This window comes from Bartonella sp. EBT8, assembly GCF_055796165.1.
In genome coordinates, this window is the sequence record NZ_JBTTDJ010000004.1 from 40,273 (window position 1) to 53,009 (window position 12,737).

General features: G+C 34.8%; 13 protein-coding genes and 1 tRNA gene. 9 read left to right on the forward strand and 5 right to left on the reverse strand.

Annotated elements, in window-relative coordinates; genetic code table 11:
* Window positions 1-86: 86 nt before the first annotated feature.
* From AC0QT4_RS04035 to AC0QT4_RS04045, 3 genes are all read left to right on the forward strand, one after another.
* Complete coding sequence (locus AC0QT4_RS04035; protein ID WP_473200440.1) at window positions 87-605, forward strand: DUF192 domain-containing protein; 519 nt, start codon at window positions 87-89, stop codon at window positions 603-605.
* Window positions 602-1,375, forward strand: coding sequence for an alpha/beta fold hydrolase (locus AC0QT4_RS04040; protein WP_473200441.1), 774 nt, complete (start codon window positions 602-604; stop codon window positions 1,373-1,375). The genes AC0QT4_RS04035 and AC0QT4_RS04040 overlap by 4 nt, the downstream gene beginning before the upstream one ends.
* Window positions 1,376-1,872: 497 nt before the next feature.
* A complete protein-coding gene (locus AC0QT4_RS04045) occupies window positions 1,873-2,085 on the forward strand; it encodes a DUF3126 family protein (protein WP_473200442.1) in 213 nt (70 codons plus the stop codon).
* A 27-nt stretch (window positions 2,086-2,112) separates the two neighbouring features.
* Here AC0QT4_RS04045 and radC read toward each other — a convergent pair whose 3' ends face one another.
* Genes radC through sfsA form a run of 3 tightly spaced genes read right to left on the reverse strand, consistent with a single transcriptional unit; the run spans window position 2,113 to window position 4,464 of the window.
* Window positions 2,113-2,907: a RadC family protein gene (gene radC / locus AC0QT4_RS04050; RefSeq protein ID WP_473200443.1), complete on the reverse strand. Its 795-nt coding sequence runs from the start codon at window positions 2,905-2,907 to the stop codon at window positions 2,113-2,115.
* Between the two features lie 17 nt (window positions 2,908-2,924).
* Complete coding sequence (gene map / locus AC0QT4_RS04055; protein WP_473200444.1) at window positions 2,925-3,755, reverse strand: type I methionyl aminopeptidase; 831 nt, start codon at window positions 3,753-3,755, stop codon at window positions 2,925-2,927.
* Window positions 3,748-4,464 carry a DNA/RNA nuclease SfsA gene (gene sfsA / locus AC0QT4_RS04060; RefSeq protein ID WP_473200445.1) on the reverse strand — a complete coding sequence of 239 codons (717 nt, stop codon included), beginning with the start codon at window positions 4,462-4,464 and terminating at the stop codon, window positions 3,748-3,750. The genes map and sfsA overlap by 8 nt, the downstream gene beginning before the upstream one ends.
* Before the next feature lie 293 nt (window positions 4,465-4,757).
* Here sfsA and AC0QT4_RS04065 point away from each other — a divergent pair, with 293 nt between their 5' ends.
* The 4 genes from AC0QT4_RS04065 (at window position 4,758) to ttcA (ending at window position 8,325) form a co-directional block, all read left to right on the forward strand.
* On the forward strand, window positions 4,758-5,594 hold the full coding sequence (locus tag AC0QT4_RS04065) for an RNA methyltransferase (RefSeq protein WP_473200446.1): 837 nt from the start codon (window positions 4,758-4,760) through the stop codon (window positions 5,592-5,594).
* Window positions 5,587-6,399 carry a glutamate racemase gene (gene murI, locus AC0QT4_RS04070; protein ID WP_473200447.1) on the forward strand — a complete coding sequence of 271 codons (813 nt, stop codon included), beginning with the start codon at window positions 5,587-5,589 and terminating at the stop codon, window positions 6,397-6,399. Before AC0QT4_RS04065 ends, murI begins: the two co-directional genes overlap by 8 nt.
* A 181-nt stretch (window positions 6,400-6,580) precedes the next feature.
* Entirely contained in the window at window positions 6,581-7,198 is a 618-nt protein-coding gene (gene rpsD / locus AC0QT4_RS04075) for a 30S ribosomal protein S4 (RefSeq protein WP_473200448.1), read from the forward strand.
* A gap of 248 nt (window positions 7,199-7,446) precedes the next feature.
* Window positions 7,447-8,325, forward strand: coding sequence for a tRNA 2-thiocytidine(32) synthetase TtcA (ttcA, locus tag AC0QT4_RS04080; protein WP_473200449.1), 879 nt, complete (start codon window positions 7,447-7,449; stop codon window positions 8,323-8,325).
* Between the two features lie 38 nt (window positions 8,326-8,363).
* On the opposite strand, the gene rimO is transcribed toward ttcA, so the two are convergent.
* Window positions 8,364-9,677: a 30S ribosomal protein S12 methylthiotransferase RimO gene (rimO, locus tag AC0QT4_RS04085; RefSeq protein ID WP_473200450.1), complete on the reverse strand. Its 1,314-nt coding sequence runs from the start codon at window positions 9,675-9,677 to the stop codon at window positions 8,364-8,366.
* 103 nt (window positions 9,678-9,780) lie between these two features.
* Window positions 9,781-10,494 carry a transcriptional repressor LexA gene (gene lexA, locus AC0QT4_RS04090; protein WP_473200451.1) on the reverse strand — a complete coding sequence of 238 codons (714 nt, stop codon included), beginning with the start codon at window positions 10,492-10,494 and terminating at the stop codon, window positions 9,781-9,783.
* Window positions 10,495-11,313: 819 nt separating this feature from the next.
* Between lexA and AC0QT4_RS04095 the strand changes: the two genes are divergently transcribed.
* Window positions 11,314-11,389 (forward strand) — tRNA-Lys (locus AC0QT4_RS04095).
* A gap of 385 nt (window positions 11,390-11,774) precedes the next feature.
* Window positions 11,775-12,629 carry a septal ring lytic transglycosylase RlpA family protein gene (locus AC0QT4_RS04100; protein ID WP_473200452.1) on the forward strand — a complete coding sequence of 285 codons (855 nt, stop codon included), beginning with the start codon at window positions 11,775-11,777 and terminating at the stop codon, window positions 12,627-12,629.
* The last annotated feature ends 108 nt before the right edge of the window (window positions 12,630-12,737 follow it).

Here is a 12,737-nt window from a genome sequence, read left to right on the forward strand (position 1 = left end):
AACTTTTGTATTTTTTTTACTTTAAAAATTTTGATGTTTCTATTTTGTAAAACAAAATTAAAGAATTGTTTGCCGTGGAGATAAAAATGTTAAAACCTTTTGAAAAAGGGTATATCGTTATAGTGACGCTGTTTTTCTTTTTAGAAGTGAGCCTAGTCGTAGCAAAGACACCTATCGAGATTCCTGTTGATCCAGTTCCTTTAGAAATACAAACAAAGCAAGGTACAATCTCTTACAAGGTAGAGATTGCTTTTACTCCGTCTCAAGCAACAGCTGGTTTAATGTATCGCACTCATTTTCCCCGAGATCGGGCAATGCTCTTTAAACAGCAGAAAAGTGAGCAGTTAAAGGATACGCAGGAATTTTTTATGTGGATGGCAAATACACCTCTGCCCTTAGATATGATTTTTTTAAATGCTGAGGGAGTTATTGTATCGATTGTCGAGAAAACTTTACCGTTTTCAACGGATATTATTGCGTCGAGAGTTCCTGCAACTTTTGCTCTTGAGGTTAATGCCGGTGAAGTTTCCGAAAAACAAATACAGAAGGGACAACGTGTTATTCATCCTGCTATTTGTGGAAAATGCGAAGGTGATAAAAAATGACAGCAGAGGATCTTCGTTTTTTTGAATATAACGGTTTGCAATTTGCTTATCGAGAAGAAGGGCAGGGAGATCCTATTTTGTTGATCCATGGCTTTGCATCTTCTGCACGTGTGAATTGGTACGCTACAGGTTGGTTTCGTGTCCTCACTGAAGCAGGGTATCGTGTTATTGCTCTTGATAATCGTGGTCATGGAGATTCTGTTAAAAGTTACGATCCTTGCTTTTACACACCTCAAGCCATGGCTGAAGATGCAATGAGTTTGTTGCAGCATTTGGAGTTATCTAAAGCTCATGTCATGGGATATTCTATGGGGGCTCGAATTAGCGCATTTATGGCTCTTTTGTATCCAACATATGTACACAGTATCATTTTTGGTGGTTTAGGTATTGGTATGGTGACGGGAGCAGGGGATTGGCAACCTGTCGCTGAGGCTCTTTTAGCAGAAGATATTTCCACGATTACCAATCCACGTGGCTTAATGTTTCGTAAATTTGCAGACCACACGAAAAGCGATAGACGTGCTCTCGCAGCTTGTATTATCACATCAAAACAGGAGTTAACAGCAGCTGAGCTCTACAAACTTAAACAACCTGCACTCGTTGCTGTTGGTTCATTAGATGACATTGGCGGTGAAGCAGAACCGTTGGCAGCTTTGTTACCTTGTGGTGAAGCGTTACCAATTCCTGATCGAGACCATATGCTTGCTGTTGGAGATAGGGTCTATAAGGAGGGTGTCATTAATTTTCTTTCTCGTTATCCTATCGTATAAAATGCCCATGGATTTTATATGTTTGCAAAAATATCCAATATTTTTTATCTTGGATAAAAGTAAAAAACTTATTTAGCTGTTTGTCTATCATTATCAAAAGGAATTTCTTTATAAAAAAGCAGTTAGAAAGGATGAAAGATCTCTTTATTTTATAGAACTTTATTTTGATAAAAAGAAAAAATTATAAGTGATTGATCAATATTCCGTCAGAGGGTGTTTATAAACGTAAAAGCTAAAAATTGGAGATAAAGTAGAAATTATTTAAAATTTACGGTTTTCTAACCGTTTTTTTACTTTTGCAGTTATATGAATATATTTCACAATGGTAGACCTTTTAGTAAATGTTTCTTAGTGAATGTGTTAAGAGAGTGCTTTTTCGAATATAGCTAATATAGAAAATTGAAAATAAAGTTTTTACTATCATTACAGAAATCTTAGGAGTGCTTTACCCGCCTTACAAGCGTTAATTTAGGAGTCTTAAAAAATAGGAGAGCATAGTGAATGCTGATGAAATAAAAAAACTTGATAATTACTTTAAAAATATATTCCAAAATTCAGCATTGCAAGTAAAAGCGCGGCCTAAAAAAACTGATTCTTGTGAAGTTTATATTGGTAATGAATTTTTAGGTATTATCTATCGAGATGACGATGAGGATGAGTTATCATACAATTTTTCAATGGCTATATTAGATATTGATTTAGGAAATTGATTCGTCCTCAATAATATTGAGTAAGATTCATATGAGTTTTAATGCTTTAAAGCTTGTATATTCATTTCGTGCGATAATAAGATGGTCATGAATAGTAATCCCTAACGCATTTGCTGCGTCTTTTAATCTGTATGTCATCGTTACATCTGCTTGAGAAGGTCTAGCGTCCCCAGAGGGGTGATTATGCACTAAGATAAGTCCTGATGCAGATAATTCTAAAGCTCGAGATATGACTTCACGGGGATAGACAGGGGTGTGATCAATAGTTCCAGTTTGTTGGACTTCATCAGCAAGTAAACCATTTTTTTTATCAAGAAAGAGAACACGAAATTGTTCGCGTGTTTCGTGCGCCATGACGGCTTTACAATAAGCTAATACTTTATCCCATGATGAAAAAATATCACGTTTATACAATTCTGCGCGAGCAAGACGTCCAGCAACATCTGAAATAATTTTTAAATCGATTGCAGTTGCTGGACCACATCCTTGAACTTCTTGAAGTCGATGAATATCAGCTCTCAATACGTCTGTTAGTGAGCCAAAATGTGCTATTAAATTTTTGGCTATTGGTTTTGTATTTGCGCGGGGAATCGTGCGAAAAAGCAATAATTCAAGGTATTCATAATCTTCAAGTGCACTTCCTTTTGATTTTAAATAGCGTTTACGGAGACGTTCACGATGTCCTTGGTAATGTTTATTTATCTGTAAATTTCTCTGAACTTTTTCACTTTTTGTTTCTGGTTTTGGGGTAAGTGGAGATTGTGATGTCGATACAAAATGATGACTTTGGATATCTTTCTTTTTACTTATCTTCTTAGCCATGACATTTCTACATTTATTTAAGCGCTTGAGTTTGGAATATAAAAAATATTTTTAGGAGATTGTGTAAAAACTTCACATCCTTCACTTGTTATACCAATTGTGTGCTCATACTGTGCAGTAAGAGATCTATCACGTGTAACAGCAGTCCAGCCATCAGATAAAATCTTAACTTGTGGTTTTCCAAGATTAATCATTGGCTCAATTGTAAACATCATACCTTGTTTGAGTTCTATTCCTTCTCTAGGATTTCCATAATGTAAAATATTAGGCGCATCATGAAAAAGTTGACCGATTCCGTGTCCGCAAAAATCTCTTACAATTGAGCAACGTTCAGATTCTGCGTAGCGTTGAATGGCGGATCCAATATCACCTGTGGTAGCTCCAGGCTTGACTATGGCGATTGCTCTCATAAGACTCTCGTGCGTTATTTTTAGCAAACGTTCTGCAGCACGTCTGATTTTTCCAACAGGGTACATGCGGCTTGAATCTCCATGCCAACCATCGAGAATAAAGGTTACATCAACATTAACAATATCGCCTTCTTGTAAGGGTCTTTTATTCGGGATGCCATGGCAAACAACGTGATTAATTGATGTGCAGCATGAATGTCCATATCCATGATAATTCAGATCAGCAGGAAGAGCTCCTCTTTCGGCTCCAAAAATGAAGACAAAATCATCAATTTCTTGTGTAGTAACGCCAGGCTTAATAATATCCATAAGTGCATCAAGGCATTCTGCAGCAATACGACCAACTTCACGCATTTTAGCAAAAGCGTGCTCATCAAAAATGCGAATTTGCCCGTTAAATTTTAAGGGGATTTTATTATATTCAATATAATCAGTCATTATTTTTTCTGTTTTCTATTTCCACTCGATGAATCGGAAAAATACCTTTTGTACTTACGTGACACTTTACAGCATAAAATTCTACTCCCGATTCTAATGCTAAATCAAATTTACGTCCATAAGCTGAATCAAGATCATGGCAGATTTTAAAAGCTGAGCAATCTTCCCGTTGAATTACATAAAGCATAGCAGCTCGTTTTCCTTGTTGCACAACTTTTATCAGTTCTTCAAGATGACGTGTGCCACGTTTTGTTACGGTATCAGGAAATTCTGCTAATCCTTCTTGGCGAATAAAATGAACATTTTTAATTTCTAGATAACAGTCAGGGCGGATGCCATCACGCAGAAGAAAATCAATTCGTGATTGTGTACCATAGCATTGTTCCTTCAAAATTGTTTTGTATCCGTTTAACTCTGGTAACAAATCATTTTGAAGTGCTTCTAGGGCAAGTTTGTTAGGCAAAGTCGTATTGATGCCAACTAAAGTATCATTTGCTTCAACAATTTCTAATTGATATGCATATTTTCGCTTGGAATTGTTATTATATGAAAGCCAAATATTGGAGTTCGGGGTTGTCAAACCGAGCATCGATCCTGTATTAGGGACCGCCACAGTAAAAATGTGCTGATCTTCTCGTTTAACATCAGCAAGAAAACGTTTATAACGGCGGATAAGTTTTGCAGGAAAAAGTTTAGAAATAAAGAGCATGCTCCTTATTTTAGAATTTATGATTTGATAATTCAACCCAGTTTGTTATCTATAAGCTTTATAGCATATTTCATTAAAGCATTTTTGATGCACAAAAATGTCATGAAAGTTTACTCAATCACTCTAAGTCATTAAAAAAACGAAGTTTATTTGTTTTTATAATTCATTTTTAATTTTTAAGTTGTTACTTCCCCATAACTTCTGGATAAAAGAACAATATTGATATTATTTTGTTGTTAAAAGGTTATTTGGAAGAATGTTCTCTTAAGAATGTATGAAATTAGGAAAAATTAATGGCTGGAACCAATAGGAATCGTAAAAATTTAACAAAGGGTCCAATTATTATTTTGGTCGAACCGCAATTGCCTGAAAATATTGGTATGGTAGCAAGGGCAATGGCAAATTTTGGGCTCTCTAAGCTTCGATTAGTTAAACCTCGAGAAGGATTTCCAAATGAAAAAGCTATAGCTGCTGCGAGTAAAGCAGATCATGTTATTAATGACACTGTTACTTTTGACACGTTGCGTGATGCAATTGCAGATTTGCATTATGTTTTTGCTACAACAGCACGTGAAAGATGTGGTTTTAAGACTGTAAAAAGTGCTGTTGAAGCAGCGAATCTATTACGTCAGCGTGAAAACATTGGACAGAAAACCGGCATTTTATTTGGAAGAGAAAGGTGGGGATTAGAAAATGATGAAATAAGTCTTGTTGATGAAATTATTACTTTTCCGGTTAATCCTGCTTTCGCTTCACTTAATATCGCACAAGCGGTTTTGCTTATGTCTTATGAATGGATGAAATCAGGTTTAAAAGATATGAATGATACGGCTTTTCGTGCGGTAGAGATGGAGCCAGCAAATAAAGCAACGTTTCATGGTTTTTTATCTCAGTTAGAAGATGCTTTAGAGATCCGTGGATATTTTAGACCTCAAGAACGCAAAGAGGTGATGCTTGCAAATCTGCGCTCTGTTTTTACGCGTGCTAATTTTAGTGAATCTGAGGTGCGCTTGCTACGGGGAATTGTCTCTTCATTGGATCATTTTTCACCTAAATTTCCGCGAGGCAGTGGGGCGCCTGCAGGTCGTGAACGTAAAAAATTAAAAACAAGTGTGAAAACTGATGGATGATCGGCCTATTCTTTTTTTTGATAGTGGCATTGGCGGTTTAACAGTGTTGAAGGAAGTGCGCTTTCTTATCCCTGAAAGGCAATTTATTTATGTTGCTGATGATAGGGGATTTCCTTATGGAAATTGGGAAGAAAATCTCTTAAAAAAACGTATTTTAAAGGTTTTTACAAATCTTTTAACACTTTATAATCCTGCTTTATGTGTAATCGCTTGCAATACCGTTTCTACATTGATGATGGCAAATTTGCGAAAGAAATTTTCCCATATCCTTTTTGTAGGAACGGTTCCTGCAATTAAATCAGCAGCTGAAAAAACAAAATCTGGTTTTATTTCCGTATTGGCCACTCCTGGAACAGTTAAGCGTGCTTATACGCGTGAATTAATCAATAGTTTTGCTGCACAATGTGATGTTAAACTTGTTGGAAGTGAAAAACTTGCCGAATTTGCTGAAGATTATTTACGTGGAAAACCTATTGATTTAAAACAGTTACGTCACGAAATTCTTCCCTGTTTTGTTGAGAAAGATGGCAAATATACGGATATTATTGTTTTAGCTTGTACACATTATCCTTTTTTAATTGATTTTTTTCGTGAACAAGCTTTATGGCCCGTTGAATGGATTGATTCAGCTAAAGCTATAGCCAAACACACAAGATCATTATTATCAACAAAAGTGCAGCCAAAAATCATAAAGAAGCATAAAGATTTTGCATTATTTACATCGCAAAATATAACTTCCTCGACAGAGCGTTTATTAAAAGAGTTTGACTTAAATATTATGAAAGGAGTTGACTTTATGGGCTGATATCAATAAAGTTTCTTTAGCTTTTTCTTTCGAGAAAATGATATTAATTGACGTGTCCCGTGGATGACTTTGCATGTTATGTTAAGATGTCCTGTCAGTCTTTTGGTTTGAAGGCAGAGGAGGGCGCGTTTCCTTAAGATCTTTCTAAGAGATCTTGTGTTCTATTTTTAAAGGAAATGCGATGAGTAAACGCGAAACAACGAAATATAAAATTGACCGCCGTATGGGAGAAAACATTTGGGGGCGTCCAAAATCTCCAGTAAATCGTCGTGATTATGGACCAGGTCAACATGGGCAACGCCGTAAAGGAAAGCTTTCTGATTATGGTGTCCAATTGCGTGCTAAGCAGAAGTTAAAAGGATTTTACGGTGATATCTCAGAAAAGCAATTCCGTAAAACTTATGAAGAAGCTGCTCGGCGGCGTGGTGATACTGGTGAAAATCTTATCGGACTTTTAGAGTCGCGTTTGGATGCTGTTATCTATCGTGCGAAATTCGTACCTACGATTTTTGCCTCTCGCCAATTTATCAATCACGGACATGTTAACGTAAATGGGCGGCGTACCAATATTCAATCATATCGTTGTAAGCCAGGTGATGTTATTGAGGTTCGTGAAAAGTCAAAACAACTTGTTTTGGTTTTAGAATCCGTACAGTTAGCTGAGCGTGATGTGCCTGAATATATTGAAGCGGATCATAATCAGATGAAAGCAACGTTTACGCGTGTTCCTGCTTTTGCGGATGTTCCTTATGCTGTACAAATGGAACCCAATTTGGTTGTTGAATTCTATTCTCGTTAAGTTCTCTAAAGAGAGTAGAGCATTCTCTATACGGTATGATGTTGCTTTATAGTTTTTGAAGCTAACAGGTGTTTTTGTGAATGGTGCTATATCAAAGTTTGTTGTTGTATTTTACAACAGCATAATTTGTATAGCTCCGTTTCTTTTCACAGATAAATAAACGAAGCATTTGTTTAAGCAACGTTAAGTCTTTGTCTGTTTCTGTTATTTTAGTAGAATAAGCTGTTTATTATACAGAATATGGCATTATGGATCATATTTCAGACGAATATCAAGCAATGAAAAAGAATGTAAAAAAAAATGATTCTTTGACAAAAGAAGCTGATGATTGTCATCCAATATTTCGGTCTGCTCCTTCAACTATCGAGTTTAATAAATTGCGTAAACGACTTCTTCGCCATGTGCGGCAAGCGTTTGATGATTTTTCTATGCTTTCTTCAGGAAAAAAATGGCTTATTGCTTTGTCGGGCGGAAAGGATTCTTATGGACTCTTAGCGCTTCTTCTCGATTTAAAATGGCGCGGACTTTTACCTGTTGAAATTCTAGCTTGTAATCTTGATCAGGGACAACCAGGATTTCCAAGACATATTCTTCCAGACTTTTTAAATTCTTATCAAATTCCATATCGTATTGAATATCAGGATACTTATTCTATTGTCACAGATAAATTGGCAGATACACAAACATATTGTTCACTTTGTTCTCGATTGCGACGTGGTAATTTATATCGTATCGCACGTGAAGAGGGATGTTCTGCATTGGTTCTTGGTCATCATCGGGATGATGTTTTAGAAACGTTTTTTATGAATTTATTTCATGGTGGCCGATTAGCCGCTATACCTGGAAAGCTGATAAATGATGAAGGAGATCTGTTTGTTTTGCGCCCTCTTGTTTACGCTGCTGAGGAAGATATGGAGAAATTCTCTCAAGCAATGCGCTTTCCTATCATTCCTTGCAATCTTTGTGGCAGCCAAGATGGTCTACAACGCAATGCAATGAAAGAAATGCTAAAAGATATTGAAAAAAGGATGCCTAAACGTAAAGATACCATGATTCGCGCCTTAACAAATGTTCGTCCAAGTCATTTGCTTGATAAAAAACTTTTTGATTTTCAAAACTTGTTATAAAATTTAATTATTACGCACGATGAGTTCCAATCTTATCTTTAAACCGCTACACCATAAAGATCATAAGCATCTGATTGTTCAATTTTTACGGTGACAAATTCACCAACACGTAATGGTCGTCGTGATGATATATGCACAACACCATCTACTTCTGGAGCATCATATTGACTTCGACCTTTAGCAATTTTTCCTTGACTTTCATCGATCAGAACTTGAAGTCTTCTTCCAATTTTTTTCTTTAAAAGGTGGGTAGAAATTTGTTGTTGTTTGGCCATAAAACGATGCCAGCGGCTTTTTTTTACTTCTTCAGAAATTTTTTCTAATCCTAAATTATTTGCGGCAGCACCTTTTACTTCTTCGTATTGAAAACAGCCAGCACGTTCAATTTTTACTTCCTCTAGCCATTCGAGAAGCATATTAAAATCTTCATTCGTTTCGCCTGGAAAACCTACAATAAATGTTGATCGTAAAGTGAGATCTGGACAAATTTTTCTCCACTTTTCAATTCTACGATTAGTTTTTTCCATAAGAGCAGGACGTTTCATATTGCGTAAAACGGTTGGTGACGCGTGCTGAAAAGGGATATCCAAATAAGGAAGAAGCTTTTTTTCTGCCATAAGCTCAATAACTTCATCTACATGAGGATAAGGATAAACATAATGCATGCGTATCCAAATACCCATATTACCTAGTTCGCGACAAAGATCAAAAAATTTAGTTTTTATTGTGCGATCTTTCCAAGAACTTTCGGAATATTTCATATCAATGCCATAAGCACTGGTATCTTGTGAGATAACCAAAAGCTCTTTTACACCGGCCTGTACAAGTTTTTCCGCTTCTCGAAGAACATCATTGATGGGGCGTGAAGTAAGGTCACCACGTAGAGTAGGGATAATACAAAAGCTACAGCGATTAGAACATCCTTCAGAAATTTTTAAGTAAGCATAATGGCGAGGAGTTAAGCGAATACCTTGCGGAGGAACTAAATCGATAAAGGGATCATGAACTGGAAGAATTACTGAATGAACAGCTTGTATAACACTTTGATAGTCCTGCGGTCCTGTAATAGCTAATACATTAGGGTGTGCTTGACGAATAACATCAGGATCAGCACCTAAACATCCAGTTACAATAACTTTTCCATTTTCTTTGAGGGCTTCATCAATATTAGCTAATGATTCCTTTCGAGCAGAATCAAGAAAACCACAGGTATTCACAATAACGAGATCAGCACCTTGATGCTTACGTGAAATTTCATAACCTTCAGAGCGTAGTTTTGTAATAATTCGTTCAGAATCTACGAGTGCTTTTGGGCATCCGAGGGAGACAAAACTAATACGAGGTGCTGCCATGATATATCCTGCAATTTTATAACGATTAAATTTTATTTATTATTTTTTAAATTATTAAGAATAAAAAATTTTCTTTATTTTTGATATGTGTGCAATTTGTTTTTTAATATTTGCGAATAAGTCCGATAATTTTACCTTGTATCTGTATACGCTCCGATTCATATATGCGTGTTTCGTAATGAGGGTTTGCTGCCTCCAGTGCAATGGAACCCCCATTGCGTCGATAACGTTTTAAAGTTGCTTCTTCTTTGTCAATAAACGCCACAACAATTTCACCTGTTATCGCAGTATTTTGACGTTTAACAATTATAGTATCTTTATCAAGAATACCAGCTTCAATCATAGAATTATCTTTAACTTCTAAAGCATAGTGCTCACCCGAATTAATCATCTCTTGTGGTAAAGAAAGCGTATTTATTTGTTGTGATATAGCGGAGACAGGCATACTTGCAGCAATACGGCCCATAATAGGGATAGTGATATTCTTTTTCTCTTCTATCTCAAAATTATCAAGATCATTTAAGTTTTTAAATATTTTTCTTTTGTTTTTTTCCATCATAATTGGAGAAATTTTACGCGCTAAAGAAAGATTAAATGTTATTTTTTCTGGAAGTCGAATTACTTCTATTGCGCGGACACGATTGGGCAAGCGGCGTATAAAACCTCGTTGAGCTAAGGCTATAATAAGCTTATGAACGCCAGACTTTGACGAAAGCTCCAATGCAATTTTCATTTCTTCGAAGGAAGGAGATACACCGGTTTCTTTTATATGATTATGAATGAACAAAAGTAATTCATATTGTTTACATGTTAACATTCAATATTCCAGTTAAAAACATCAAATATGAGAAAAAAAGGAAAATAAGATATATTAATCTATAAATATTATACATTTTTTTGGAAACTGCATCAAACAAATTTACTTTATTTTTTATATTAATAATATAATATACTATAATTTAAAATTTCATTTTATAAATATAAAATATTTGCAATCTATTATTTTTATATGATTTACTTATATAAAGTGAGATAAATTACCTTAAAATAAATCCTATTATAAAATATTTCAGTTAAAAAGCATCCTGTAAATTTGAAAAAGATTGAAAATTCTTTGTATATTTAGAATAATTTTATATATTATTTTAGTTTTTCTCTTTTTAGGATAAGTATTTATAACTCTATAAAACATTAAACGATAATCTTTTTATCGCCACGACTGATATTTTAGAACATCATTTTAGTTATGCTGAAATTCTGTTTTATGTTTCCTCTATTTTTATATAAGAATAAGCTTCCAGTCCATGGAAATTATAACCTTACCAACGCCATGCTCATGTTAGAAAGTTGGAAAAACATCTAAAGACAGTAGAATCACTTTTTTATTGTTCGTTTTTATTATTTGTAAAATTCATTTACCTGTTTCTACATACGTTTCCTATATTTTAAAATTATTCCTTTTATTCAAATTCGGAAGGAAGAAAATTGTATATTATTACAGTGATGAGGAATAGGGGGAAACATAAAAGTATTGATAACTAAACAAAATATAATATTTTTTTTCGAAAGGTGTTGACCAAATGAAAAGTCGACCGTATGTTCCATTCACTTTCTACAAGCGACTTGACTTGTTTGGGAGCGCGTAGCTCAGCTGGTAGAGCAACTGACTTTTAATCAGTAGGTCCAGGGTTCGAATCCCTGCGCGCTCACCAATAGCAGCATTTTAAAATTCCAGAAAAATGATACGTAATTATTAAATTGCTCCAGTGATTATAGTTTTTCTACGTTAATCAGAGAGTTTTATCGCTTATCTTGCAGAATCAGCATATTTATTCACAGTTTATATTATGTGATTATATTTTTTATTAATATATTGATTTTTTTATTTTTTAATTGAACACAATGTCTATTGTATTGTATCTTTTTCCTGCGAAAAATCATAAAAAGATTAATGTTGTATTAATTTCTTGATAGCAGATGCTTTTTCAAGATACTATAAGCGCGCGAGGGGAATCATCCAGAAATGTGAATTTCCCTATTGCGCGAATGTGCGATGTGGTTTTCGCAGTATAGTAATAAAAATAAGCGGGCTGACAGATGCTTTTAATTAGCAAAGAGAAGTTTACTTCCATTCTTAATTCAACATTTCAATTTGTTTCTGTAGTAGCTGTTTCTCAGTTATTGGTATCTTGCTGTGCAAGCCAAACAGCATTTTTTGGAGTAAAGAGTTATTATCATAATAATAAGCCAACAGATGTAAAAATTGCTGTGTTTCCTAAAAAAACTTTAAGTGAAAAAAATCAATCAAAAGAAAAGAGAAGTGGGCAAGCCATTGTTGGTAAACCTTATCAAATAAAAGGAAAGTGGTACTATCCTCAAAATGATCCAACTTATCAACGTGTTGGTGAAGCATCATGGTATGGTTCAGATTTTCATGGGCGTTTAACTGCAAATGGTGAGGTTTATGATATGAATCTCTTAACTGCTGCTCATCCGACAATGCCTTTACCCAGTTATGCTCGTGTTACGAATCTAGCAAATGGATCTTCTATCATTGTTAGAGTTAATGATCGTGGTCCTTTTATGAAAGATAGAATTATTGATTTATCAAAGCAAGCTGCTGAAATTCTTGGTTATGCAAATGCAGGTGTGGCAAATGTTAAAGTGGAATACATCTCTGAAGCACCAGTTGGACATTATGATGGTGCTTATTTAATGGCTTCTTATATATCAGGAAATTACGCCTCATCCTCATTGGTATTGGCAAATTTGTCTAAAGAAAAAGAAAGTGCCGCATTAGAAAGAAGATTCAGTACAGATAATCAAAAGCAACCTAATAAGGCTGTTTTTATAAGATTGCCAGAAATTGGTCCTGTTTTGATTGATAAGCCACCGCTGTTTGATCAAGTGGCTTTTATAAATAAGTTAAACAAAAAGCTAAGAGTCAATTAGCTACAGCTGTTGCATATAAAAAACAAGTTTTTTCTGACCTTTATATAATTATCAAATTATAGATAATTAGAAATGGTTAATTGTAATAATGTTTCATCTTAAATAAAA